Raw genomic sequence first — 24,844 nt, forward strand, 5'->3', positions numbered from 1 at the left:
TACTTACAGAATCAGTGTCTGAAAGATAAACAGCAGCAATTAGATTTCCATTAGCTCAGCTTCTTTTGCAGCTAATTGTGCATCCATCTCTTTGATGAACTTATCTGTAAGCTTTTGGATCTCGTCTTCTGCTTGACGTGCTTCATCTTCAGAAATATCTTTTTCTTTCAATAAGCTCTTAATGTCGCCATTTGCGTCACGACGGATGTTACGTACAGCAACACGGCCGCTTTCAACTTCGCCACGTACGATTTTGATTAGGTCTTTACGACGCTCTTCTGTAAGTGGAGGAAGTGGAACACGGATAACTGTACCTGCAGACATCGGGTTTAAACCTAAATCTGAAGCCATGATCGCTTTTTCTACTGCTTGCGCTAATGACTTGTCGAACACGCTAATTGCAAGTGTACGTGAGTCTTCAATTGTTACGTTAGCAACTTGGTTTAATGGTGTGTCAGCACCGTAGTAAGACACTTGAATACCATCAAGTAATGCTGGGTGCGCACGGCCTGTGCGAATTTTAGATAATTGACTGCCTAGTGCCGCAACACTTTTTTGCATACGTTCTGACGCATCTTTTTTGATATCGTTAATCACGGTTCAATCCTAATCTATTTGCTAGTTTCATCTGAGGCTTGTGAAGAGATAAGCGTTCCTTCATCTTCGCCCATAATAACACGCTTAAGCGCGCCTGATTTATTCATGTTAAATACGCTTAATGGCATTTTGTGGTCACGCGCCAGCGTAAATGCAGCTAAATCCATAACCTTAAGCTCTTTATCAATGATTTCATTGTAGCTTAAGTGGCGATATAGTGTAGCTTCTGGGTTTTTCACTGGATCATCAGAGTAAACACCATCAACTTTAGTCGCTTTGATTACAGTATCTGCTTCAATTTCAATACCACGTAGACACGCTGCTGAGTCAGTCGTGAAGAATGGATTACCTGTACCCGCTGAGAAAATTACAACGCGGCCAGATTTTAATAGGCTAATAGCTTCTGCCCAGTTGTAAGCATCACATACACCGTTAAGTGGAATAGCTGACATTAAACGACAATTTACAAATGCACGATGAAGTGCATCACGCATTGCCAAACCATTCATTACAGTAGCAAGCATACCCATGTGATCGCCTACTACGCGGTTCATGCCCGCTTCTGCTAATGAACCACCACGCAAGAAGTTACCGCCACCGATAACTAAACCTACTTCTACGTCGAGCTCTACAAGTTCTTTAATTTCTTGAGCCATACGGTCAAGTACTTTTGGGTCGATGCCGAAGCCTTCGTCTCCCATTAATGCTTCACCGCTAAGTTTAAGAAGAACACGTCTAAAAATAGGTTTACGATTGATAGTCATAATATTTGGGCCAGCCTTAGTAATGAGATAAAAAATAACCGCGCTATGGTTACACATAAAACGCGGTTATTTTAAAGAATTTTCATCAGTGACGCAAAAGCTAATAACAGATTAATTTCATCTAATTGGCCTACGTCACTAAGTTAGAAAATTACTCGCCTTTTGCAGCAGCGATTTGAGCAGCTACTTCAGCAGCGAAGTCTTCTTCTTTACGCTCGATACCTTCACCAACTTCTAAACGGATGAAGTTAGAAACAGTTGCGCCTTTCTCTTTAAGAATTTCGCCAACTGATTTTTTAGGTTCCATGATGAAAGCTTGACCAGTAAGAGAGATCTCACCAGTGAATTTCTTCATACGACCGATAACCATTTTCTCAGCGATTTCAGCAGGCTTGCCTTCGTTCATCGCGATATCGATTTGAACTGCTTTTTCTTTTTCTACAACGTCAGCTGGTACGTCTTCTGGGTTTACGAACTCAGGCTTAGACGCAGCTACGTGCATAGCAACTTGCTTAAGTGTTTCTTCGTCAGCTTCACCAACTACAACAACACCGATACGGTCGCCGTGGCGGTAAGAAGAAAGTTTGTCACCGTCGATGTACTCAACGCGACGAACATTGATGTTTTCACCGATTTTAGCAACTAGAGCAACACGAGTTTCTTCGAACTGTGCTTTAAGTGCGTCGATGTCTGCTTTAGATTCTGCAGCAGCGTCAAGAACTTGGTTAGCGAAACCAAGGAAGTTAGCGTCTTTAGCAACGAAGTCAGTTTGACAGTTAACTTCAAGAAGTGCAGCGAAACCGTTACCTTCTTTGATTAAGATTGTACCTTCAGCAGCGATGTTACCTGCTTTTTTAGCAGCCTTTGCAGCACCGCTCTTACGCATGTTTTCGATCGCTAACTCGATGTCACCGTTAGTTTCAGTTAACGCTTTTTTACAATCCATCATGCCAGCGCCAGTACGCTCGCGTAATTCTTTAACTAGGGCAGCAGTTACAGCCATTAGAATATCCTCAATTGAATTCTGTTATAGGGAAGCGGTATAGGCCGCTTAACAAGAATAACAAGTCTTCACCTTAATTAGATGAAGACTTGATGACAGCTAATTACTCAGCTTCTACGAAGTCGTCTTTCTCAGCTTGAGCAACGATGTTGTTCTCACGACCTTCAGTGATCGCAGCTGATACAGCGCCTGTGTAAAGTTGGATAGCACGGATCGCATCGTCGTTACCAGGAACGATGTAATCAACACCGTCTGGGTTAGAGTTAGTATCAACGATAGCAACAACTGGAATACCTAGGTTGTTAGCTTCACGGATAGCGATGTGCTCGTGGTCTGCATCGATAACGAAAAGCGCGTCAGGAAGACCGCCCATGTCTTTGATACCACCAAGGCTCTTTTCAAGCTTTTCCATTTCACGAGTAAGCATTAACGCTTCTTTCTTAGTTAACTTCTCGAAAGTGCCGTCTTGGCTTTGCGCTTCAAGATCTTTAAGACGCTTGATTGATTGACGAACTGTTTTCCAGTTAGTCAACATACCACCTAACCAACGGTGGTTCACGTAGAACTGCTCGCTTTGGACCGCTGCTTCTTTAACTGCTTCGCTTGCTGCGCGCTTAGTACCAACGAAAAGTACTTTACCTTTGTTAGAAGCTGCGTTCGATAAGAACTTAAGTGCTTCGTTGAACATTGGTACAGTTTGCTCTAGGTTGATGATATGAACACGGTTACGAGCGCCGAAGATGAAAGGCTTCATCTTAGGATTCCAGTAACGTGCTTGGTGACCAAAGTGAACACCAGCTTGAAGCATATCGCGCATTGAAACGTTTGCCATTTGTATAATCCTCTATAATTTAGGGTTAGGCCTCCACATATCCCATAGCACCAACACCGCAGTTAATTTGTAACTTAAGTGCACCCAAGTGTATGTGACGATACGTGTGTGTGTTAAAATAAAATTGTGTTTGCCTTAAATACAAAAAATCAGTTAAGAATTTATTTGTAAAAAGACGGCGCGCTTTATACCATATTAAAATTGAAAACTCAACGTCTAGTGCAAAATTTGTGCACTAAAAACTGACCTGAAAAACAACTTTGGAGCCTCAATGAGTGCTGTGATCAAGACCCCTGAAGAAATCGAAAAAATGCGTGTTGCCGGGCGCTTAGCCGCCGAGGTACTAGAAATGATAGAACCGCATGTGGTGCCAGGTGTAACCACAGATGAACTAAATACAATTTGTCATGATTATATTGTCAATGTTCAAGATGCTATTCCAGCACCGCTTAATTATCACGGTTTCCCAAAATCAATTTGCACCTCAGTGAACCATGTAATTTGTCACGGTATTCCAAATGACAAACCGCTTAAAGAAGGCGATAGCGTGAATATCGACGTGACTGTGATCAAAGATGGCTATCACGGTGATACATCTAAGATGTTCCACGTTGGTACACCTAATATTCAAGGTAAACGCCTTGCTGAAATTACCCAAGAAAGCCTATACCTTGCAATTAAAATGGTAAAACCAGGCGTACGCTTAGGTGATATCGGTGCTGCAATTCAAAAATACGCTGAAGGCTTTAACTACTCAATCGTTCGCGAATACTGTGGTCACGGCATTGGCGCTGAATTCCACGAAGAGCCGCAAGTGATGCACTATGGCAAAGCAGGTACTGGCGAAGTATTAAAAGCAGGCATGTGTTTAACAATCGAGCCTATGGTTAATGCCGGTAAACGCCAATGTAAGCTACTAAAAGATAACTGGACTGTAGTAACAAAAGACCGTTCATTGTCTGCACAGTGGGAACATACACTGTTAGTGACTGAAAATGGTGTTGAAATTTTAACGCTCCGATCAGATGATACTATCGACAGGATCATCGAACACTAGGAGCCAGCCCCTGTGGCATTACCCAATAAAGTAAAAAAGTTGCTCAGCCAAGCTGAGCAACTTAGCGATTATCGCGACTGTTCTAGTTATTTTTATAAATGGCTACAGAACGAATTCTCAAAACAACCCGTTAGCAACTTAATTAATGCCCGTGCTGAGTTTATCGACCGCTTATTAATTAAACTGTTTCACGATTACAACCTTGCACACGAAAGTGACCTAGCCCTCATTGCTGTGGGAGGTTATGGTCGAGGCGAACTGCACCCCTACTCCGATATCGACTTTATGCTGCTAGTTAGCGAGCAACCAAGTGAAGCTGTGTGTGAAAAAATTGGTCAGTTCGTTACCATGCTATGGGACCTTAATTTAGAGATTGGTCATAGTGTTCGTACGATAGAACAAGCATTAGAACAAAAACGCGAAGATGTGACATTTGCCACCAGCTTACTTGAAAGCCGATTAATCTTCGGTAATCATATCGAATTCGAAAAACTAAAAAAACACCTGCTTGATACGCCTATTTGGCGCTCAGACGAATTCTTTTTGGCAAAAGTTCAAGAGCAAAGTTTACGCCATAAAAAATGCCATGGTACGGCTTATAACCTTGAACCCAATATCAAAGAAAACCCAGGTGGCCTGCGCGACCTACAGACCATTATTTGGGTTGCTAAAAAGCACTTTAGAGCCGAAACATTACAAGAACTTATAAATCACGGCTATCTTACTCACGAAGAATACCAAGAGCTGTCTGAATGTTTAGAAAACCTTTGGAACATTCGTTTTGCGCTGCACATCGCTGCGGGTCGCTCTGAAAACCGTTTGTTGTTCGATCATCAACCTCATGCCGCAGAAATTCTCGGCTTTGGTAGTGATGGTAAAGCCTCGGTCGAGCGCATGATGAAACGCTTATTTAGGATCATGAGCCGCGTACGTGAGCTTAACCAAATGCTGCTTTCATACTTTGAGCAAAGCATTTTACCGGGTGCAGGTGAGTTACCTGTGATTGAACTTGACCGTAACTTTGAGCGCATTGGCCATCAAATTCGTGTTAAAAATCCATCGGTATTCTTCCGCCGTGATCAGCTATTTGTGTTGTTCGAACACATTGCTGATAACCCAGAGATCACCCATATTTACCCAAGTACCATACGCACAATGCGTCAAGTTCGCCGTCGTTTACTAGGTGATTTACAAGATTACGCCGCTTGTCGTGAGGCATTTTTACGCCTAATAAAGCATCCTAACGGTATGGGTCGTGCATTTACCCTAATGCATAAACACGGCATTATTGCCGCCTACTTACCGCAGTGGCGTAATATCTTCGGGCAAATGCAATTTGATTTATTTCATGCCTACACAGTGGATGAGCACACCCATAAACTAATCAACAATATTTATAAGTATTTTGATAAATCAAAAGTCAGCGAATTTCCGTTATGCAGTGAAATTGTCACTCGTATGGATAAGCCTGAGTTACTTTATTTAGCTGGTATTTTCCATGATATTGCGAAAGGTCGTGGTGGCGACCACTCAGAACTGGGCTCGGTTGATGCAATCGCATTTGCTAAGCTACACCGCTTCCCAGCATCAGATGGCAAGCTAATTTCGTGGTTAGTGGCTAATCACTTACTTATGTCGGTTACAGCGCAACGTAAAGACATAAATGACCCAGATGTGATCAAAGACTTTGCGAGTAAAGTAAAAAATGAGCGCCAGCTTGATTACTTATATTGCTTAACTTTAGCTGATATTCGCGCAACCAATGATAATTTGTGGAACGATTGGAAAAACACCCTACTTCGTGAGCTTTATTTACACACCCAGCGCGCGCTTCGTTTAGGGCTTGAAAACCCGATGGACCAACGTGACCAGATACGTGATAAAAAGCAGCAAGCCAAACAGCGCTTATTGAATCATGGCTGTAACGAAGATCAAATCGACTTAATCTGGAGCCGCTTTAAAGCTAACTACTTTACAGCCTTTAGTGAACAGCAAATTTCATGGCATACAGAGCACTTATTGAGCTGTGATGATTTAAGCCAACCAAGCGTTGCAGTTTCAAACACTGCAATGCATGGCGGTACGCAAGTCTTTGCCTACAGCCCTTACTCAGGCGGTTTATTCTCTCGTTTAGTCAGTGTAATTGGTTCGAAAAAAGCGCAAATTCAACATGCACAAGTTTTGACTACGAAAGACGGCTACGTGCTATTTAGCTTTGTTATTTTAGAGGTCAATGGTGACCCTATTGCGAGTAATCGAGCACAAGGTATTAAACGTGCATTAGATCTTGCTATTAGCGACCCGAAAAAGAAAATTCGCTTTAAGAAGAATCGCTCACAGCGCTTCAAAGACTTTAATATCAAACCAAAAATTGTGCTTAGACCACATGCTCGTAAAGATCGCAGTTTAATTGAAATTCAAGCGGTGGATATTCCGGGTCTGTTGACGAAAATAGCTGAAGTTTTTCAAGCACACTTATTACATATTCATGCCGCACGGATCACCACTGTTGGTGAGCGTGCAGAAGATTTCTTCGTGGTATCAAATAACGAATACCAAGCATTAACAGACGAAGAACAAGCTAAAATTCATCAAGCATTGCGTAAAAAACTCAACGCAGAAACCGAATAAGAGGATCTTATGTCAGATTTAAAAACCATGATCGAAAACGCCTGGGACAACCGCGATAGCATCAGCCCGAGTACGGTATCAAGTGAAGTAAAACAAGCTATTATCGATGCGCTTGAATTACTTGATAGCGGCGCTGCTCGTGTTGCTGAAAAAATCAGCGGTGAGTGGGTTGTACACCAATGGTTGAAAAAAGCAGTGCTACTGTCTTTCCGTATTCGTGACAACCAGCCAATGAACGATGGTGTTAATCAGTTTTACGACAAAGTACCACTTAAATTTAGCGACTATACACCAGAACAATTTCAACAAGGCGGTATGCGTGTTGTGCCTAATGCTGTTGCACGTAAAGGCAGTTTTGTAGGTAAAAACGTGGTGCTTATGCCGTCTTATGTCAATATTGGTGCCTACGTTGATGAAGGCACCATGGTTGATACATGGGCAACGGTTGGCTCATGTGCTCAAATTGGTAAAAATGTTCACTTATCGGGCGGTGTAGGTATTGGTGGCGTACTTGAGCCACTTCAAGCAAACCCAACTATCATCGAAGACAACTGCTTTATTGGCGCGCGTTCTGAGATTGTTGAAGGCGTTGTAGTTGAAGAAGGCGCGGTTATCTCAATGGGTGTTTACATCAGCCAAAGCACACGTATCTATGACCGTGAAACTGGCGAAATCCATTACGGCCGAGTACCAGCCGGTGCGGTTGTTGTTCCAGGTTCTTTGCCATCAAAAGATGGTTCACACAGCCTATACGCTGCCATCATAGTGAAAAAAGTTGATCAACAAACTCGTGAAAAAGTAGGTATTAATGCCCTACTTCGCTCGATTGATGAATAACAAGACTGAGCTTTAAGTTTTAGAGATAAGAAGCGCGATACTAACTAGTTTCGCGCTTTTTTATTATCTGTAATGCAGTGATTTTTAGCTAGTTTATTGAGATACGCTCAAAAATATGTTTTAGTATAAAAGACAAACAAAATAATAGTGAAAATGTTTAAGTCTTTTCGCAGTTTTACCCACACAGAGTTATTTTATTACACAGGATTATTCTATCTTGTGGCAATCTTGCTGTTTGTATCACGTAGCTACCTATACGAGTTGTTTGTAACAGATACAAATTCACATCGCGTTGAGGTCAAAAAACTTGAAGTTGCTTTAACATCACACGTTCACAAAGAATATGTTTTTGATGCATTACAAACAACCCTAGATAGCCTTGCAACCCCAGATCGAGTTGCTGTTAAAATCCAGTGTTATACAACTTTCTGCGATGTTAGTTTCACTAATCCCTTTATCACCATTAATGACCACAATCACTACAGTGCAGAAGTAAAACGTGTGTTTGAGCAAAACGTTACCAACCTGCTTCGAGAAGATACTGCCGACTAGTTTCAGGCTTTTTAGTTAAAGCTTAGGGCTTAAAACTTAAAGCTCCCCTTGTTAAATTGTTACATCTTATTTCAAATACACATTTTATCGCGTAATTAAGGCCATTCAGCGTTACTTCTGACATACATTTCCTTTACCTCACTGGCACTTTTTTTACATCGCACTACAATGCACACAAACTGATTTTGGAACACACACAATGAATCTGACACGTAGTTCGCTGAAAAACCCTGCGAGTGTTATTGTCATCTTGGTGTTGATTATGTTGTTTGGCATGTTGAGCATTTTTAAGCTGCCAATTCAGCTCACACCAGATATTGAGCAACCGCAGATCACTATTTTTTCTGGCTGGCGCCAAGCTGCGCCTGAAGAGATTGAATCGGTGATCATTGAGCCGCTCGAGAATGCAGTAAAAAACACCCCGGGTGCGCTAGAGGTTAATACTTACATTAACCGTGGTAATGGCTCTATCACGTTGACTTTTGCTGTTGGGCAAAACATGCAGCAGGCAATGCTTGATGTGTTAACTAGCCTTAACCAAGCGCCGCCCCTGCCATTAGATGCATTTGATCCTGTGGTATTTGCTGGCGGTAATAATGGTGAAGCCGCAGCAACTTTACTGGTCACCCCGAAAGACTTTAATAGCGACAGCCTTGATTTAGACATGGCGCAGTTCCAAAAACAAATCGATGAATTTGTTGAGCCCCGTTTGGCACGTATACCTGGAGTTGCCCGTGTTGATTTAGCCAGTGAACGACCAAAAGAGTTACGTATTACCTTTGACCCTCACAAAGCCGCCGCACTGGGCGTCAGCCTTGACCAAATCAGTAATGTATTAGCCAGCTCACGCGATACTTCCGGTGGCCTAGCTAATGTTGGCCGTCGTCAATATACAGTACGCTTTACGGGGCAATATGATTTATCGAGCATGGCACAAATGCGCGTTGGCTATTCAGGCGACAGACCCATTTATCTTGGCGATATAGCAAGTGTAGAACGCACTTTTTCTGACCGTTTAGGAATGAGTGGCCGAAACGGTAAACCTGCGTATTACATTCGTATTTCGCGCGCTAACGAAGCCAATACCGTTGCCCTACTTGACGACATTAACCTTGCCATTAAAGAGCTCAACGAAGGGCCGCTGGCCGAAAATGGCTTATCGATTGAATTAAGTTTTGATGCCTCTGTGCATATTCGTAATGCCTTGTCGTTGGTTAAAAGTAACTTAGGCCTAGGTGTTTTGCTGTCGTGTTTAATCTTGTGGCTGTTCTTTAGAGGCTTAAAAGCCACGTTTGTGATTGCAGCGACAATTCCTGTCTCTTTGTTAGTTGCGTTTTTAACGTTGAATATTTTTGATCGCAGCTTAAATGTTATTTCACTGGCGGGCCTTGCCTTTGCTGTAGGCTTAGTACTTGATGCCGCCATCATAGTGCAAGAAAACATCGCAAGACTCAGAAGCGAAGGCTTTGATAGTAAAAAAGCCGCGCTAAAAGGCGCTGCTCAAGTAACAGGCGCTTTATTTGCTTCAACCACCACAAGCGTTGCTATTTTCTTGCCTATTTTATTTATGGCAGGTATTGAAGGGCAGTTATTCTCTGACTTAGCGCTCACTTTATCCATTGCTGTAATTGCCTCTATGATTTGCGCAATTACACTTATTCCGTTGGCTAACCACTTTTGGCCAGACAAAGAGCTCAAAGCAGATCCTTATCGTGAATATTGGCACAAGCTAACTAACTTCATCATGGCGCTTACCAATACCCGCGTGAAACAAATAGTATGGATTGTTTCGTTATTAGGTGGCTCACTCGTCGCGACCATGACCATGCTCCCGAAAACTGATTTTATGCCGCGTGCACCAACCGATGGCTTTTTCTTTAACTTGAATACCCCGCCTGGCGGCAATGTGCAGTTTATGGAAGAAGAGCTACTGATGCGTATCAAAAAGCGCTTAATGCCTTATTACACAGGCGAAAAAGAGCCGGGTATTAAAGACTTTAACTTTTATGCGTTTGGTTCTAATGCTGGCGGCTTTATTTATTCTGCCGATCCACAACGCGTTGAAGAATTAATGAAAGTAGCCCGAGAAGAAATCTTCATTGATTTACCCGACACCCAAGTATTCTTCTTTAGAGGGTCGATGATCCAAGTGGCCAATGGCGGTGATGGTCGTAATATCAATATCGATTTAACAGGCCCCAATATGGATGAGCTCATTGCAGGTGCTAATGTGGCGCTACAAGCTGTCACCGAAGCTATGCCGAACGCCACAGCCAGGCCACAACCACGACTCGATATGGCAGAGCCAGAACTTAGACTCACACCCAATGACCGTCGTATAACCCAAGCTGGGCTAACTCGTCGTGATGTATCTCAAGCAGTGCAAGCCTACACAGGTGGGTTATTTGTTAATGAATACTTTGATGGCAACGAACGCATGAATGTAATTTTGCGCGGTATTCCATGGCAAACACCTGAGGAGCTTAAAGCACTTCCTATTGTGACCCCGCGTTCAGGTATTCAAACCTTAGGCGAGCTTGCCAATATTGAACGCACCGTGGGACCAACCCAACTTAGACGTGTTAATGGCCGCCGTACCGTGAGTATTGTTGTCACACCACCAGCAGATATGAGTTTGCAGCAAGCACAAACCATTCTTTCTGAGCAAGTTATGCCAAAAGTACGTGCAAGTTTGCCCGACAGCTCCGGCGCGATTTTGGCAGGTAATGCACAAAAGATGAATTCAGCCATGCAAGAGATGACAATCAACTTTATCTTGGCTCTGTTTATTTTATTCTTGCTAATGACCGCATTGTTTAAGTCAGCCAAAGATAGCGCGTTAGTTTTACTGGTCATGCCATTGGCAATTGCAGGCGGTGTACTGGCTCTATTTGTGCTTAACTTATTTACCTTCCAATCGCTCGACTTACTGACCATGATTGGCTTTATTATCTTGCTCGGTCTGGTGGTAAATAATGCCATTTTGTTGGTTGACCAAACCCGTGTCGCGATGGCTGCAGGACTCAGCCGAGAAGACGCTGTTCGCCAAGCTGTGCTACTGCGCGCACGACCCGTTTACTTAAGTACCTTAACCAGCTTATTTGGCATGCTGCCACTGATGCTAATGCCGGGGGTAGGATCAGAAATTTACCGTGGCCTTGCCACTGTGATTGTCGGTGGCATGGCCATTAGTGCCCTATTCACCTTGATATTAATGCCAAGTTTATTGCAACTTGGCAGACAACTGCCGCCCGTTAATAACAAACAGCAACCAGAAAAAACGCCTTTAAGCTTGGTATCGAATCAATGAGTATTAAAACAATGAACACACCTTTTCGTAAATTAACCGCTCGCTTTTGTGCGCTAATAAGCCTTATCGCATTTAATGCCTTTGCAGTCGTGCCGGTTACTGTAGAAACTGTCACACAAGCTCCACTGACAAGCGAAATTGAAGTCAGTGGCACTTTGTATGGCAAAGATGATGTAACCCTAACAGCAGGCGTTAGCGGCCGTTTATTATATGTTGTTGAGCCAGGTACTCTGGTTAAAAGTGGCGACACCCTCGTACGTATGGATACCTTACCGCTTGAGCTTGAAAAAGCACGTCAGCAAGAAATGCTCAATCGCGCCAAAATAAACTTACGCTTATATCAACAAGAGCTAGCTCGTTTACAAAAACTCGCCAAAGCCAGCAGTGCAGCAGCAAGCCAAGTTGATGATATGCAAAATAAGCATGACCTTGCGTTATCTGATATCGCACTGGCTAAGGTTGAATTAAAAGTGATAGACGATCAGCTTTCCCGTGCAACCGTTCGCGCCCCATTTGATGGCGTGATCAGCGAGCGTTTTAAACGCGCTGGCCGCGAAATAAATCGTGCTGATGAACTGGTCACCCTTCTCGATATTAATAACTTAGAAGTGCGTTTGTACGTGCCTGTTAAATACTTAAAGTTTTTACACAAAGGCATAGAGTTACCAATTCAAGCCGGCGACTTATCAGCCCCTGATATGACAACAGCTACCGTAACAGCGGTGATCCCATCAACCGATCCGCGTTCACAAACTGTAGAAGTACGTGCCCTACTACCAAGAGACGCCGAGCAAACATGGGCGATTGGCCAACTGGTTGATGTAGCCGTGCCACTAAAAAGCAAAGGGGATGTACTACTGGTGAATCGCGATGCGCTTATCTTACGCAAAAAAGGCACCCATATCGTCAAAATCGACAACGACAACAAAGCCCTGCAAGTTCCCGTAAAAGTAGGTAATGGTAAAGATAAACTTGTTGAAGTCACCCCGACTTCTAACATCGCTTTAAATGCGGGCGATAAAGTTGCAGTACGCGGCGCCGAGCAACTACAAACCGGGCAAGAAGTAGAAGTTCAGGTAAAGCAATAGCAAGTAAGCTATGTAAGAAATAGACTGCTAGCTTTAGAGGATATGTTCAGAGCTGGCAGTTTCGACAATATAAATCCCAATACTATTTTCTTTGAAAAAAATACAGCTCATAACGCCAAACACCTTCCCGCTTTATTGCAAACAGCCATACCCTTTTAATGAAATTTCTTGAGTATTCGCGCCGCTTTGGTTTTTATGTTGAATGATCAAACGTGAATCTTGGCTAGTAAAAGTAAAGGTTCCGAGCCAAGGTAGCTGGGCAATTGGTTGCATGTGGTAAAAACCATTGGCATCAAAGCATATAAATGAGAACTCATGATGTACCGGTGCAAATACGCCATAATCAGCGGTAAATACAGCAATGTTGTCTTGCAGTATAAAATGTTTCGCTTGCGTGCCCGCTACTAAATACCAAAAGCATATTGCAGTCATTATCACCACCTGTAAACCGCCGAGTAAAAAGACTGAAAATTTAAGCATACGGGTCGATTTACTGGCTTCCATATAAAGGCGCTTTGCTTTGAGTAATAACCAAAGCCCGATGGCAACCATAGTGAGCTTTACAATCATCAGCGCTACGCCTACTTGATACATCAGCTTAGGGCTATGCCATTGCATGCCAAATGTTTGCGGGATAAACAAGCTATCAATTAAGGGCAGTAAAATGAGTAGGAATGGCAGAATAAGCGCTTTGTTTTTCATTATTTACTTTTCTAGTGTTCTCGCAAAGATAAGAGCCTAATGTTAATTCTTGGGCTCTAAAAAAGCAAAAAGGCGCAACCTGAGGTTACGCCTTTTATCGTTCTGGGCAGAACTTAAAATTTACAGTGCAGCGAATACATCGTCTGTTTTAGCAGCACAGATAAAATCATTTTTGTGTAATCCTTTGATAGAGTGGCTCCACCAAGTAACAGTTACTTTGCCCCACTCGGTTAACAGACCTGGGTGGTGACCTTCTTCTTCAGCCATATCGCCCACTTTATTAGTGAACTCAAGTGCTTGCTTGAAGTTTTTAAACTTGTAAACACGCTCTAATTGCATAATGCCGTCGCGCACTTCTGGAACCCAGTCTGGGATCATTTTGATCAATTCTGCTAATTCAGCATCAGATACTTTAGGCGCATCCGCACGACACGCTTCACACTTTTGTGTGCTTAATGAAGACATTATAAATCCTTAACTTGCTAATTTTTCTTTAGGAGGAAACTTTGGCTCATGAAGCCCTAATTCTTTTGCTTTACTCACCAGCGACATAATATCCATTTGTGAAATATCAAATAAGTCATTGATTGAGTTAATGGTGTAGTACACAGGCTGCATAATATCAATGCGATAAGGTGTACGTAATACATCAAGCACGTTCATCGCATTGATTTCTGGCTTATCTGAGTACACATACTGTGTTTCACCTGGACTTGATAAAATACCACCACCATAAATACGCAGACCTTGTTCTGTTTGCATTAAACCAAACTCAACGGTAAACCAGTAAAGGCGTGCTAAATAAACACGATCTTTCTTTTCAGCGGCATAACCTAACTGACCATATTTGTGCGTAAACTCAGCAAATGCTGGGTTGGTAAGCATAGCACAGTGACCAAAAATCTCGTGGAAGATATCTGGCTCTTGTAAGTAGTCAAACTCTTCACGGCTGCGAATGAAGGTCGCAACTGGGAACTGCTTATTTGCCAATAATCGAAAGAACTCATCAAAATCGATCAGTGCCGGAACAGGCGCAACTTGCCAGCCCGTTGTTTCGAGTAGCACTTCGTTGAGTTCACTAAGTTGTGGAATACGATCTGTTGGTAAATTAATTTTCTTAAGACCTGCTAAATATTCATCACAGGCTTTACCTTCTATGCAAGCGAGTTGGCGAGCAACTAGCTCTGACCATATTTTATTTTCTTCTTCGCTCCAATGGATAACCCCATTTTCATCAGGTTGCTTGGAGGTGTAATTACTTGCTTTAGCCATAATAACCTTCTTCGTTAAATCTTGATCAGCATTGATCAGAATCTCATTAACTTGTTAAGTCGATACTATGTAAAAGTAAGCGAAATTTTAATAGTTAAGGCTGTTTCTAAGGTTTGCAGAAACAGCCTTAGCGTAAACATTAAATTACAGATAAAGTTCTAAAAGTTTACACGCCCCATATTTAAAGGGATTAAAGAAGGTATTGTCGTAAACTTATAATTACAACCTATCCAATGAATGTAAATGCAGTTTTAAGATCGTTAATAATATCGTTAACATCTTCTAGACCAACAGATAATCGAATTAGGCCATCACTGATCCCAGCAGCCGCTCTTTCTTCAGGTGTATAAGGCGAATGTGTCATCGATGCCGGGTGTTGAATAAGGGTTTCAGCATCCCCTAAACTAACCGCAAGCGTGCAAAGCTGGGTGTTATTTATAAATGTTTCGCCATCTTCGAGGCTGCCCTTAATTTCAAAGGCTATAACACCACCAGCAGCTTTCATCTGTGAGCCAATAAATTTGTGACCCGGGTGTGATTTAAGCCCCGGGTAATAAACTTGGCTTACTAGCGGGTGTTGCTCTAAATATTCAGCCACAACTTGAGCACTCGCGCAGTGGCGCTCCATGCGCACAGCTAGGGTTTTTAAACCACGATTAATTAACCATGCATCATGCGGGCTAATCGTTGCACCAATATCTTTTAGCACCGTCATTTTTATCAAATTGATATGCTCTTCTGTACCGCAAACTAGCCCTGCCACCACATCACCGTGGCCATTTAGGTATTTAGTTGCGCTATGTACCACAATATCAATGCCAAACGAGGTCGGTTGCTGTAGCAATGGAGTTAGGAATGTATTGTCGATAACGCTTATCAGTTGATGCTGCTTGGCAACATCAGCAATTAAACTTAGATCAAGCACCGCCATGGTCGGATTAATTGGTGTTTCTGCAAAAATCATTTTTGAGTTTGCTTTTACCGCCCCGCGAAGTTCAGCTTCGTTGGTCATATCAACAAAAGTGACTTCAATACCAAAGCGCGGCAGCATGTGAGCAAAAAATGCAAAGGTACAGCCGTATAACGCGCTTGATGCCACTAAGTGGTCACCTTGTTGTAAAAAGCTAAGTACAGACGCAGACACTGCTCCCATACCTGTAGCCGTTGCAGCAGCCGCTTCACAGTTTTCTAACTGAGCCACTTTCTGTTCTAGCTCTTGGGTTGTCGGATTACCTAAACGGGTATAAATAAAGCCCTGCTCTTCACCAGCAAATCGGGCTGCACCTTGGGCGGCATTAGCAAAAGAGAAGGTAGAGGTTTGGTAAAGTGGCGCACTCAGTGCGCCATGTGGGTCATTTGGTTTTTCTGGGCCATGAATACATTGTGTATGTAAGTGATGCTTAGTCATTGTGTGTTCTCGTTTTTATTATCAGTACTTCATACTCATAAATAAAACGTAGATACCCACAATGCACAAGCATGCCGGATGCTCAGATGGCTAAATATCACTCAGCAGTTTTTATTAACTGTACACAAAAGTTGTCATTTTGTATTTTCGGTCTCTTTATCGCTCGTGCGTGAGGCAATTTTACGGGCAATACTATTGGCAGTTTCTTTTAGCAAGCTACGCTTATGCTCTAAGCGAGGTAACGGGCGGCTAAGCTCCATTGCTTTATAACCTATACGCGCGGTAAAAATACCTGCACTTAGCCCTTGTGCTGCACGCCCCGACAATTTTCCCAATAATTCAGCGCTCAGTGCCGTTGCCGCTAAATCTGAGACTAACTCTGCACTACCAACAAACAGCACTTGTTTCACTAATAAACGATACAACTTAATACGGCTTGCGTAACCAAAACCAATACCGTAGATCCGGCCAATTTGTTCAATTAACTTAGTGCCTCGCCATAAAACTGCCATCATATCGACTAAAGCCAGCGGGCTTAGCGCAACCAATAAACCGGACTCAGTAGCAAAACGGTTAATCAGTTTTTTCGCTTGTTGATCTTGGCTCACCAATAAACTATCAGCGTATAATGTCATGATTTCTTTATCTGTATGATGACTTGCTATTTGCTGCTTAAACTCTTCAAACCCAGTCAGTTCCTGATGTTTATTAAGCTTTTCAAGCCATGGTAGTGCTTCACCTACTTGCTCACTGTTAAGTAAGCGGTCAGCCTCGGTTCGATGCAATTGGTTGCGCTTTAAACTTCTCAACATGCGGTACTCGCGCCAAATAACACGGGCAATCAGTAGCACACCACTGAGAACAGCTGTTAAATAGACGGAACCTAAAATAATCGATTGTTGGAACGTCACGAATAATGACATTGCAAACTCAAGTAACACTAAAGCTAAAAAGCTAACAACAAACACCCCTTTTAAGGTTTGCCACTTTGACTTTTTATACACAGGCTCAAGTTCGATGCTATCTTGCAGTTCGTCCTCTGTGTCGATAAATTCTGCGTTTTCTATGACTTTTGCAACGGTTAACTCCTTTGTAGGAGCCTCATTGCTTGCTGAGCTTGAAATACGACGACCAGCCTGAAAATTCATCTCCTTAGGTTGCTCACTCATGTTAGTTTATCTCCTATCAGGTACTGCATGACATGATCTAAACGAATATGCTTTAACCGTTTATCAGGGCATGGCAGTGGCGAAAACGATAAGAACTCAAAGCCCTGTTTTGGCCACTCTTGTTTGTTGAGAAGGCGTGACGGTGGCTGCGGCGGTAAATATGTTAGCCATTCTTGCTCGCCTAAAGGCTTACCATAAATACAAGCTAACTGCTGGCCTTTTTCAGCCACTTGGCGCGGCTCTGTTGCGCAGATAGATGACATTGCCATGGTTTCGATTTGCACACCTTCGAACTTTAAGTGATTCGTTTGGTCATGCACGATTGAATCAAGCAACAGTGCTAAATCTTTGTGATACTGAGCACTAATATGATCTGACTTATTGGCCGCAAACAGTAGCTTGTCGATGTTTGGTTTAAACAAACGTTTAAAGAAGCTTGCTTCACCATAATTAAAGTGCGCCAGTAATTGGTTAATAACACGGCTTTGCTCATGCAGCGTTTCGCTACCTTCATTCAAGGCACTGAGCACATCCACCAGCACAATTTGTCGGTCAAAATGACGAAAATGCTGCTCGTAAAAAGGTTTTACAACCTCTTTTACATAGGCTTTATAGCGCTTTTTAAGATGCGCTAAATTTGACCCCTCGGTTATATCGTCAGGCACACTCGCAACCGGGAAGAACTGCAGTAACGGTGCGCCTTTTAGCTCACCGGGCATTAGCATGCGCCCAGGTTGTAGCATAGCAAGTTTGGTATCTTGTTTAAGGCTGACCAATAACTGCTGGTAAAGCGCAGCGACATCAGCAAGCTTGCTCTCATCAACACTGGCTGATAAATCAAGTTCAGCGAGGGCTGCTAAAAATGGCTTAGCCTTTTCGTTACGCGCTGTTTGCTGCAACAGTGAATATTGTAATTCACACCAATCAGCAAAGGATTGCTCTAGCATTGGCAAATCAAGTAACCACTCACCTGGATAATCAATAATATCTAAATAAAGTGTTGATTGCGGAGCAAAGTGACCACGCAGCCCCGAGTTACTTTGGTATTTAATTGCCAAACGTAAAGTATTTATACGCTCAGTGGATGCAGGCCATGCAGGCTCACCTTCAGCAGGTAATAACGCTGACAATGCATTGGTATATTCAAATGTAGGAATTGTCAGTGCTTGCTGCGGCACTATTTTTGTAGCGATATGGCGTTTTTCACGCATCACATCAAAAAAAGGTAAGTTTTTATCGTCAGCTTGGCTGGTTAAGTGTTTAACCAAGGCGGTAATAAACGCGGTTTTACCGCTGCCACTTAACCCTGTGACGGCTAACTTCACGTGTTGATCTAAACTACGATGAAGGGCTTTTTCCGCTTTATTTTTTAACGAATTAAAGGTGTTTTTTGCAAATGATTGGCTCATAAAGTGTCTAGCACCTTATTTGCGCTTGGTATCAGGATGCAAACAAGGTGCGTATATGTCCTTTAAAGTTTGTTGATTTCACGGCTAACCGTAAATTCTGTTGATGTGACATAGCGTTCCATCTCTTGTAAACGGCCATCAACTCGAGCAAGACGATCTTTTAAGTCTTGCAATGCACGGCGAGGTGGTTCCCCTTTTTGCCATACTTTAAACTTTACTTCAAGCGGGTCTTGATGGATGCTGTCTGTGCTTTTCTCTGTTTTTTCTACTGGTTTTTTATCTAAAATAAACCAAGCAGCAATGTAAGCAACAACAATAAATGGACCACCTGATAATAGCACTGCTGTCACGACTAAAATACGTACCAGCCAAAGCTCCATGTTAAAGTAGTCGCTGATACCTGCGCACACGCCAGCTATTTTACCGCGCTCTGCGTCTCTAAATAATTCGCGTTTGGTACTCATACTTTACGTCTCCACTGCGGAGCCTCTTGATCTAGTAAGGCTTCTAATGTTTCAACACGTTCTGCCATTTTATCTGCTTTTTGTGCAAGCTCTAACAGCTGGCGATGTTCGTGTTCACTTAAACCTTGGCTCACTTGCTTTTTACTACGGTAATGTAAAATTAGCCAAAGTGGGGCAACAACCACCATAAAAACAATAATGGGTGCCATCAAAACTTCTGCGTCGAACATGGTACTCTCCTGTCAATCCGTTATGTGTTTAAGCATTGGGGGACACGCCCCCATTTATTATTTTTTATCTGCTAGTTTTTTCTTAAGCTCAGCTAGCTCATCATCAATCTTTTCGTCTTGCTGAAGACCAGCAATTTCGTCAGCTAATGATTTTTTACCAAGATCATAAGACTCTATTTGTGATTCTAGACCATCGATCTTAGTTTCGTAACGTTCGAAGCGGTTTAAAGCGTCTTCAACTTTAGAACTGTCGAGTGCTTTTTTAACTTCAAGACGCGATTCAGCAGAACGCTGACGTAAGATGATTGCTTTTTGACGCGCTTTTGCATCAGCTAGCTTCTCTTGTAGCGTGCTTACTTCTTGCTGTAGCTTCTCGATATGAGATTCTACATGTTCAAGCTCAGTTTCAACTGCAGCTACTGCGTCTGCTGACTTTTGCTTTTCAATCAGTGCTGCGCGTGCTAAATCATCACGGTCTTTACTTAGTGCTAATTCAGCTTTTTCTTGCCAGTCTGCAACTTGAACTTTCAAAGTTTCAACGCGACGTACTAGCTCTTTTTTCTCAGCAAGTGTTTTTGCTGATGTAGAGCGAACTTCTACTAATGTATCTTCCATCTCTTGGATGATCAGGCGAACCATTTTTTCTGGATCTTCTGCTTTATCTAAGATGGCATTGATATTAGAATTAACGATGTCTGCAAAACGTGAAAAAATTCCCATAACATTTACCTCTTTGGTGTTTTAACTTAATCAGTTGGTATATCTAGTATCAATATGCTTGCCAACTTTTATAAAGCTAGAATAACCTAATATATTCAAACAGTTAAACTAAATTTATAAATTTCTTTAGTTCTCGAAGATAATGAAATACACTAGATCTTAGTAAAAATGACTAAGAGTTAGGGAATATGAGCCAATTTCGCCAACAGGATAATTTACTCGGCCAATCTGACAGTTTCTTAAGTGTACTTGATCAAGTGTCACAACTAGCAAGTTTGGAAAAACCTGTACTGATTATTGGTGAGCGCGGTACGGGTAAAGAGCTCATTGCTGCGCGTTTGCACTTTTTATCTAAGCGTTGGGAACAAAACTATATAAAGCTTAACTGCGCAGCGCTTAATGAAAATCTACTTGAAAGTGAATTATTTGGCCATGAAAGTGGCGCGTTCACTGGTGCTAGCAAACGCCATGAAGGCCGCTTTGAGCGTGCTAACGGCGGTACTCTATTCCTTGACGAATTAGCCAATACCTCAGCCATGGTGCAAGAAAAGCTACTACGCGTTATTGAATACGGCGAATTTGAACGTGTCGGTGGTAAGCAAACCGTTAAAGTCGATACCCGCCTCGTTTGTGCAACCAATGAAGATTTACCGACTCTTGCTGAGCAAGGCGAATTTAGAAGCGACTTACTCGACCGTCTCGCCTTTGATGTTATTACCCTGCCCCCGCTGCGTGAACGCCAAGAAGATATCATGTTACTAGCAGAACAATTTGCAATTAACATGGCTCGCGATCTTGAGTGGGAGCTATTTAGTGGCTTTACGCGTAGCGCCATCGAAACCCTTCAGTCTTATGAATGGCCTGGTAATATCCGTGAATTAAAAAATGTGGTTGAACGTAGTTTATATCGCCATGGTAACGAACATATTCCCGTTCACCAGATTGTTTTAGACCCGTTTGCGAGTAAGTATAGACCTAAACAGCGCGTTAAAGCGGCAGTGAGCAGTGTCCCAGTTGCAAGTGTAGAAGCTGCGCCTATTACAACAACACAAAATCAAGAAGCGGTGACACTGAGTAAGCCTGAAATTCAATTTCCTTGCAATTTAAAGCAACTGTCTAATGACTTTGAAATTGATGTGATTAAAAAAGCGCTTGAACATAGTCAATTTAACCAAAAGAAAACTGCAGAACACTTAGAATTAACGTATCATCAATTACGTGGCTATTTGAAAAAATACAATTTATTAGATCAGCAGCAATAGTTAGAGGCTAATCAGGTGTTTAAACCGTTACTTGCTTTGTCTTTGGTGTGCTTAGTAGGCTGCCTAGATAGCGAAGAAAAAACCACAGAACAAAAAAACCAGGGCTTGGTCTATTGCGCTGAAGCAAACCCTGTGTCGTTTAATCCTCAAGTGACGACGACTGGTTCAACTATCGATATTATCGCTAACCAGCTTTATGACCGTCTACTGAGTATTGATCCGGTGTCTGCTGAATTTCAGGCAGAATTAGCAACCGATTGGAAAATTAGCCCAGACGGCAAAGCAATCACCTTTACCCTACGTAAAGGAGTTAAATTTCATACCACTAAATACTTCACCCCAAGTCGTGATTTTAACGCAGATGATGTAATTTTTACCTTTAGCCGCTTATTCGACGTCTACAACCCCTATCACTTTGTTGGCGAAGCCAGTTACCCATATTTTCAAAGTGTTGGTATTGACCAGCTCATTCGTCGCATTGTTCGTGTTTCTGATTACCAAGTACGGTTTGAGCTTTATAATGCTGAAAGCAGCTTTTTAGCAAACCTTGCAACAGACTTTGCTGTGGTGTTATCTGAAGAATACGCCATGCAACTTAAAGCGCGAAATCAAGAAAACTTATTTGACCAATACCCTGTGGGTACTGGCCCTTATGTATATAAAGAGTATCGTCGCGATCGTTTAATTCGCTATTACCGTAACCCTGACTACTGGAAACACCCTGTAGTTCTTGAGCAACTGGTGTATGACATTACGCCAAACGGGACAACCCGGGTTGCCAAAATGCTCACTAAAGAGTGTGATGTTACTGCGCACCCAAGCAGTGCGCAGCTTAGTATTTTATCGCAACGTGAAGACATTAAAGTTCAAAAAGAACAAAACTTAAACATTGGTTATTGGGCCTTTAACACTGAGCGCCCGCCTTTTGATGATGTACGTGTACGCCAAGCACTCGCAAGCGCCATTGATATCGATAAAATCATGCAAGCGGTATATTACGGTAACGGTATTAAGGCTCAGTCTTTACTTCCTCCAGCTTCTTGGGCTTTTGAAGCACAAAAGGCTATGCCTGAATTTAACCCTGCCCTTGCCAAAACATTGCTCGCTGAAGCTGGCTACAAAAATGGCTTTGATATGAACATTTGGGCCATGCCCGTAAGTCGTATTTATAACCCTAATGCCCGAAAAATGGCTGAGCTGATGCAAAGCGATTTACGCAAAATTGGTGTGAACGTTAATATCGTCGAATACGAGTGGAATACCTTTTTACAACGGGTTGGCGAGCATCGCCACGATAGCGTATTGTTAGGTTGGGCTGCCGATACGCCGGATCCTGATAACTTTATGAGTCCATTATTAAGCTGTACAGCTACCTTTAGTGGTAAAAATCCGTCTAATTGGTGTAACCCTGAATTTGATTTGTTACTCACACAAGCTCTCGACACAACCGATCTTGAAAAACGTAAAGAATATTATAATCAGGCACAGCGGATTATAGTACAAGAGCTCCCTATCTTACCTATTGCCCATGGCATGCGCTTTCAGGCAGCAAGTAGTGATGTAAAAGGCATCAGTTTGAGCCCTTTCGGTGGTATTTCATTAGCTAACGCGAGGAAAGAATAATGATCCTAGATTATATTCTTCGCCGCCTGGCGCTCTTAATGTTTATGATGTTAACTCTGAGCATCTTTACATTCTCATTAAGCTTTTTGTTTCCTGGTGATGCGCTTACTAACTTAAGCGGTATTACCAATAGTACCTTCTCGCAAACCAGTGCACTTGAAGAAAGATTTCATTTTACCGAAAACTACATAGTGCAATATTTTGCCTTTTTAGAGCGCATTATTCAGGGTGATTGGGGGGTCTCTTTTGCATCTGGCGAGAGTGTATTTCAGCATATTAAAGACTTGTTTCCTGCAACGCTCGAATTAAGCCTTTATGCATTGTTTGTCTCAGTTGCTATTGGCGTACCAGGGGGGATCTTAGCTTCAGCTTACTACAAACGTTGGCCAGACAAATTTATTAACTCAGGCACACTTATCGGCTACTCAATGCCGGTTTTTTGGCTAGCTCTTTTGTTAATTATGGTTTTTTCACTGCAACTAGGCTGGTTTCCTATGTCGGGTCGTATGGGCCTACTTTACGAGATTGAGCCTGTTACTGGCTTTATTTTAATTGATATCATGCTAGGTAACTTTCCATATGATGGTATGGCGTTTTTAGATGCTTTACACCATTTAACCCTGCCAACTATAGTGCTTGCTATGTATCCAACCACTGTTCTAGTGCGCTTTACCCGAGACTCAATGTTGAAAGTACTCGATCAAAGCTATATTAAAACGGCGCGGGCAAAGGGCTTAAACCGTGCACAGCTGATTATTCATCACGCACTACGTAATGCGCTGCTACCGGTTATTAAACAAATCGGTTTACAGTTTAGTACCTTGATCACCCTTGCGATGATCACCGAGGTTATTTTCTCGTGGCCAGGCATTGGTCGTTGGCTTATCGATAGTATTTATCAACGCGACTACCCAGCTATTCAAGGCGGCTTACTCGCTGTATCTATGTTTGTCATTTTAGCTACAATTATTGCTGAGCTCACTTACACCTTATTCGACCCACTATCGCGGAACCAAGCTCATGGCAAAGTTTAATTTATTCTCTGAAGAGTCGAATAAATCGCCACTAGCGCGATTTTGGAAAAAGTTTAAGACTAATCACCCAGCCCTTGTTGGCTTATGGTTGTTTATCGCTTTAGTATTACTGGCAGTATCTGCACCACTACTTGCACCCTATGGTGTAAATCAACAACACAGCGATGCTTTATTGTTACCGCCATCTTGGCATGACGCTGGTGATGTGCGCTTTTTATTAGGCACCGACGATTTAGGTCGTGATGTGTTATCGCGTTTAATGAATGGTGCAACTTATACTTTTGGTTTGTCGGTCGTGGCAGCTTTAATAACCACCGTGATTGGGGTATTAGTGGGTACTTTTGCTGGTATTAGCCACGGTATTCGCTCAAGTTTTTTAAATCACTTACTCGATATTACGTTATCTATTCCATCGCTGTTACTGGCAATTATTATTATCGCGATTCTTGGCCCGGGCTTAATGAATACAGTATGGGCGATTATTTTAGCTTTATTGCCACAGTTTATTCACTCGGTACGTAACTTAATTGTTGAAGAGCTTAATAAGGATTACATCACAGCATTCAAACTTGATGGCGCATCCAACTGGCATATTCTCGCCCGTGGTATCTTTCCAAATATTTACGAGCATATTGTGGTTATTTTTACCATGGCGCTTTCTACCGCTATTTTGGATATCTCGGCACTTGGCTTTTTAAAACTTGGCGCCCAGCCCCCAACCACAGAATGGGGCGCTATTTTGGCTGAAAATCTCGGTTTAATTTACCTTGCCCCTTGGACTGTTGGCTTACCGGGCGTATTATTATTTTTAGCAGTACTGTCTACCAATTTAGTAGGTGACGGTTTACGCCAAGTGCTTAAAGAACGTAAGGCCGACTAA

Annotated in this window: 23 protein-coding genes; 10 read left to right on the forward strand and 13 right to left on the reverse strand. The window is 42.5% G+C overall.

Features of this window, described 5'->3' with window-relative positions; all coding sequences use genetic code 11:
- Positions 1 to 39 precede the first annotated feature (39 nt).
- The 4 genes from frr to rpsB form a co-directional block, all read right to left on the reverse strand.
- A complete protein-coding gene (frr, locus tag J8Z25_RS11510; protein WP_054553121.1) occupies positions 40 to 597 on the reverse strand; it encodes a ribosome recycling factor in 558 nt (185 codons plus the stop codon).
- A gap of 14 nt (positions 598 to 611) precedes the next feature.
- A complete protein-coding gene (pyrH, locus tag J8Z25_RS11515) occupies positions 612 to 1,361 on the reverse strand; it encodes a UMP kinase (RefSeq protein WP_130051015.1) in 750 nt (249 codons plus the stop codon).
- 151 nt (positions 1,362 to 1,512) lie between these two features.
- The gene (gene tsf / locus J8Z25_RS11520) at positions 1,513 to 2,364 is read right to left on the reverse strand and encodes a translation elongation factor Ts (RefSeq protein ID WP_130051014.1); all 852 of its coding nucleotides are present in this window, start codon (positions 2,362 to 2,364) and stop codon (positions 1,513 to 1,515) included.
- Positions 2,365 to 2,467: 103 nt separating this feature from the next.
- A complete protein-coding gene (gene rpsB, locus J8Z25_RS11525) occupies positions 2,468 to 3,196 on the reverse strand; it encodes a 30S ribosomal protein S2 (protein WP_250661069.1) in 729 nt (242 codons plus the stop codon).
- A gap of 247 nt (positions 3,197 to 3,443) precedes the next feature.
- Here rpsB and map point away from each other — a divergent pair, with 247 nt between their 5' ends.
- The 6 genes from map to J8Z25_RS11555 all read left to right on the forward strand — a co-directional run bounded on the left by map (position 3,444) and on the right by J8Z25_RS11555 (position 12,671).
- Entirely contained in the window at positions 3,444 to 4,253 is an 810-nt protein-coding gene (map, locus tag J8Z25_RS11530) for a type I methionyl aminopeptidase (RefSeq protein ID WP_256854704.1), read from the forward strand.
- Between the two features lie 12 nt (positions 4,254 to 4,265).
- Positions 4,266 to 6,884, forward strand: a complete 2,619-nt coding sequence (glnD, locus tag J8Z25_RS11535; RefSeq protein WP_130051012.1) for a [protein-PII] uridylyltransferase — start codon at positions 4,266 to 4,268, stop codon at positions 6,882 to 6,884.
- 9 nt (positions 6,885 to 6,893) lie between these two features.
- Positions 6,894 to 7,721 (forward strand): 2,3,4,5-tetrahydropyridine-2,6-dicarboxylate N-succinyltransferase, encoded by an 828-nt coding sequence (dapD, locus tag J8Z25_RS11540; protein WP_167658377.1) that lies wholly within the window; start codon positions 6,894 to 6,896, stop codon positions 7,719 to 7,721.
- Positions 7,722 to 7,874: 153 nt separating this feature from the next.
- Entirely contained in the window at positions 7,875 to 8,273 is a 399-nt protein-coding gene (locus J8Z25_RS11545; RefSeq protein WP_130051010.1) for a hypothetical protein, read from the forward strand.
- A 199-nt stretch (positions 8,274 to 8,472) separates the two neighbouring features.
- Complete coding sequence (locus J8Z25_RS11550; RefSeq protein ID WP_250661070.1) at positions 8,473 to 11,583, forward strand: efflux RND transporter permease subunit; 3,111 nt, start codon at positions 8,473 to 8,475, stop codon at positions 11,581 to 11,583.
- A gap of 11 nt (positions 11,584 to 11,594) precedes the next feature.
- A complete protein-coding gene (locus J8Z25_RS11555; protein ID WP_130052260.1) occupies positions 11,595 to 12,671 on the forward strand; it encodes an efflux RND transporter periplasmic adaptor subunit in 1,077 nt (358 codons plus the stop codon).
- 132 nt (positions 12,672 to 12,803) lie between these two features.
- Here the strand turns inward: J8Z25_RS11555 and J8Z25_RS11560 are convergent, their stop codons facing one another.
- The 9 genes from J8Z25_RS11560 to pspA form a co-directional block, all read right to left on the reverse strand.
- Positions 12,804 to 13,373, reverse strand: coding sequence for a hypothetical protein (locus J8Z25_RS11560; RefSeq protein WP_250661071.1), 570 nt, complete (start codon positions 13,371 to 13,373; stop codon positions 12,804 to 12,806).
- A 120-nt stretch (positions 13,374 to 13,493) separates the two neighbouring features.
- A complete protein-coding gene (locus J8Z25_RS11565) occupies positions 13,494 to 13,838 on the reverse strand; it encodes a 4a-hydroxytetrahydrobiopterin dehydratase (RefSeq protein ID WP_036969771.1) in 345 nt (114 codons plus the stop codon).
- Positions 13,839 to 13,847: 9 nt separating this feature from the next.
- Positions 13,848 to 14,645, reverse strand: a complete 798-nt coding sequence (gene phhA, locus J8Z25_RS11570; protein ID WP_054553132.1) for a phenylalanine 4-monooxygenase — start codon at positions 14,643 to 14,645, stop codon at positions 13,848 to 13,850.
- 226 nt (positions 14,646 to 14,871) lie between these two features.
- Positions 14,872 to 16,053: a methionine gamma-lyase gene (gene megL / locus J8Z25_RS11575; protein ID WP_130051006.1), complete on the reverse strand. Its 1,182-nt coding sequence runs from the start codon at positions 16,051 to 16,053 to the stop codon at positions 14,872 to 14,874.
- Positions 16,054 to 16,187: 134 nt separating this feature from the next.
- Complete coding sequence (locus tag J8Z25_RS11580; protein ID WP_130051005.1) at positions 16,188 to 17,222, reverse strand: TIGR01620 family protein; 1,035 nt, start codon at positions 17,220 to 17,222, stop codon at positions 16,188 to 16,190.
- Positions 17,219 to 18,631, reverse strand: a complete 1,413-nt coding sequence (locus tag J8Z25_RS11585; RefSeq protein WP_167658383.1) for a YcjX family GTP-binding protein — start codon at positions 18,629 to 18,631, stop codon at positions 17,219 to 17,221. The genes J8Z25_RS11580 and J8Z25_RS11585 overlap by 4 nt, the downstream gene beginning before the upstream one ends.
- A 62-nt stretch (positions 18,632 to 18,693) precedes the next feature.
- Positions 18,694 to 19,095: an envelope stress response membrane protein PspC gene (pspC, locus tag J8Z25_RS11590; protein WP_130051003.1), complete on the reverse strand. Its 402-nt coding sequence runs from the start codon at positions 19,093 to 19,095 to the stop codon at positions 18,694 to 18,696.
- Positions 19,092 to 19,325, reverse strand: coding sequence for an envelope stress response membrane protein PspB (gene pspB, locus J8Z25_RS11595; RefSeq protein ID WP_036969793.1), 234 nt, complete (start codon positions 19,323 to 19,325; stop codon positions 19,092 to 19,094). Before pspB ends, pspC begins: the two co-directional genes overlap by 4 nt.
- Before the next feature lie 57 nt (positions 19,326 to 19,382).
- Positions 19,383 to 20,045, reverse strand: a complete 663-nt coding sequence (pspA, locus tag J8Z25_RS11600; protein ID WP_054553137.1) for a phage shock protein PspA — start codon at positions 20,043 to 20,045, stop codon at positions 19,383 to 19,385.
- Between the two features lie 188 nt (positions 20,046 to 20,233).
- Here pspA and pspF point away from each other — a divergent pair, with 188 nt between their 5' ends.
- Genes pspF through J8Z25_RS11620 form a run of 4 tightly spaced genes read left to right on the forward strand, consistent with a single transcriptional unit; the run spans position 20,234 to position 24,844 of the window.
- On the forward strand, positions 20,234 to 21,307 hold the full coding sequence (gene pspF, locus J8Z25_RS11605; protein WP_130051002.1) for a phage shock protein operon transcriptional activator: 1,074 nt from the start codon (positions 20,234 to 20,236) through the stop codon (positions 21,305 to 21,307).
- Between the two features lie 15 nt (positions 21,308 to 21,322).
- Positions 21,323 to 22,930 (forward strand): ABC transporter substrate-binding protein, encoded by a 1,608-nt coding sequence (locus J8Z25_RS11610; RefSeq protein WP_130051001.1) that lies wholly within the window; start codon positions 21,323 to 21,325, stop codon positions 22,928 to 22,930.
- Positions 22,930 to 23,964, forward strand: coding sequence for an ABC transporter permease (locus J8Z25_RS11615; protein WP_250661072.1), 1,035 nt, complete (start codon positions 22,930 to 22,932; stop codon positions 23,962 to 23,964). Before J8Z25_RS11610 ends, J8Z25_RS11615 begins: the two co-directional genes overlap by 1 nt.
- Positions 23,951 to 24,844, forward strand: coding sequence for an ABC transporter permease subunit (locus J8Z25_RS11620; RefSeq protein ID WP_130050999.1), 894 nt, complete (start codon positions 23,951 to 23,953; stop codon positions 24,842 to 24,844). The genes J8Z25_RS11615 and J8Z25_RS11620 overlap by 14 nt, the downstream gene beginning before the upstream one ends.

The organism is Pseudoalteromonas sp. SCSIO 43101 (genome assembly GCF_023650775.1).
Lineage (GTDB): Bacteria > Pseudomonadota > Gammaproteobacteria > Enterobacterales > Alteromonadaceae > Pseudoalteromonas > Pseudoalteromonas apostichopi.

What these genes read in the sequence shown, in the direction of transcription:
- tsf (WP_130051014.1), bottom strand. Translation starts at nt 2,364, where the DNA reads ATGGCTGTAACTGCTGCCCTAGTTAAAGAATTACGCGAGCGTACTGGC.
- pspA (WP_054553137.1), bottom strand. Translation starts at nt 20,045, where the DNA reads ATGGGAATTTTTTCACGTTTTGCAGACATCGTTAATTCTAATATCAAT.
- pspB (WP_036969793.1), bottom strand. Translation starts at nt 19,325, where the DNA reads ATGTTCGACGCAGAAGTTTTGATGGCACCCATTATTGTTTTTATGGTG.
- J8Z25_RS11550 (WP_250661070.1), top strand. Translation starts at nt 8,473, where the DNA reads ATGAATCTGACACGTAGTTCGCTGAAAAACCCTGCGAGTGTTATTGTC.
- phhA (WP_054553132.1), bottom strand. Translation starts at nt 14,645, where the DNA reads ATGGCTAAAGCAAGTAATTACACCTCCAAGCAACCTGATGAAAATGGG.
- J8Z25_RS11585 (WP_167658383.1), bottom strand. Translation starts at nt 18,631, where the DNA reads ATGAGCCAATCATTTGCAAAAAACACCTTTAATTCGTTAAAAAATAAA.
- dapD (WP_167658377.1), top strand. Translation starts at nt 6,894, where the DNA reads ATGTCAGATTTAAAAACCATGATCGAAAACGCCTGGGACAACCGCGAT.
- J8Z25_RS11555 (WP_130052260.1), top strand. Translation starts at nt 11,595, where the DNA reads ATGAACACACCTTTTCGTAAATTAACCGCTCGCTTTTGTGCGCTAATA.
- J8Z25_RS11615 (WP_250661072.1), top strand. Translation starts at nt 22,930, where the DNA reads ATGATCCTAGATTATATTCTTCGCCGCCTGGCGCTCTTAATGTTTATG.
- megL (WP_130051006.1), bottom strand. Translation starts at nt 16,053, where the DNA reads ATGACTAAGCATCACTTACATACACAATGTATTCATGGCCCAGAAAAA.
- J8Z25_RS11560 (WP_250661071.1), bottom strand. Translation starts at nt 13,373, where the DNA reads ATGAAAAACAAAGCGCTTATTCTGCCATTCCTACTCATTTTACTGCCC.
- rpsB (WP_250661069.1), bottom strand. Translation starts at nt 3,196, where the DNA reads ATGGCAAACGTTTCAATGCGCGATATGCTTCAAGCTGGTGTTCACTTT.
- pspF (WP_130051002.1), top strand. Translation starts at nt 20,234, where the DNA reads ATGAGCCAATTTCGCCAACAGGATAATTTACTCGGCCAATCTGACAGT.
- pyrH (WP_130051015.1), bottom strand. Translation starts at nt 1,361, where the DNA reads ATGACTATCAATCGTAAACCTATTTTTAGACGTGTTCTTCTTAAACTT.
- J8Z25_RS11620 (WP_130050999.1), top strand. Translation starts at nt 23,951, where the DNA reads ATGGCAAAGTTTAATTTATTCTCTGAAGAGTCGAATAAATCGCCACTA.
- J8Z25_RS11565 (WP_036969771.1), bottom strand. Translation starts at nt 13,838, where the DNA reads ATGTCTTCATTAAGCACACAAAAGTGTGAAGCGTGTCGTGCGGATGCG.
- pspC (WP_130051003.1), bottom strand. Translation starts at nt 19,095, where the DNA reads ATGAGTACCAAACGCGAATTATTTAGAGACGCAGAGCGCGGTAAAATA.
- J8Z25_RS11545 (WP_130051010.1), top strand. Translation starts at nt 7,875, where the DNA reads ATGTTTAAGTCTTTTCGCAGTTTTACCCACACAGAGTTATTTTATTAC.
- J8Z25_RS11580 (WP_130051005.1), bottom strand. Translation starts at nt 17,222, where the DNA reads ATGAGTGAGCAACCTAAGGAGATGAATTTTCAGGCTGGTCGTCGTATT.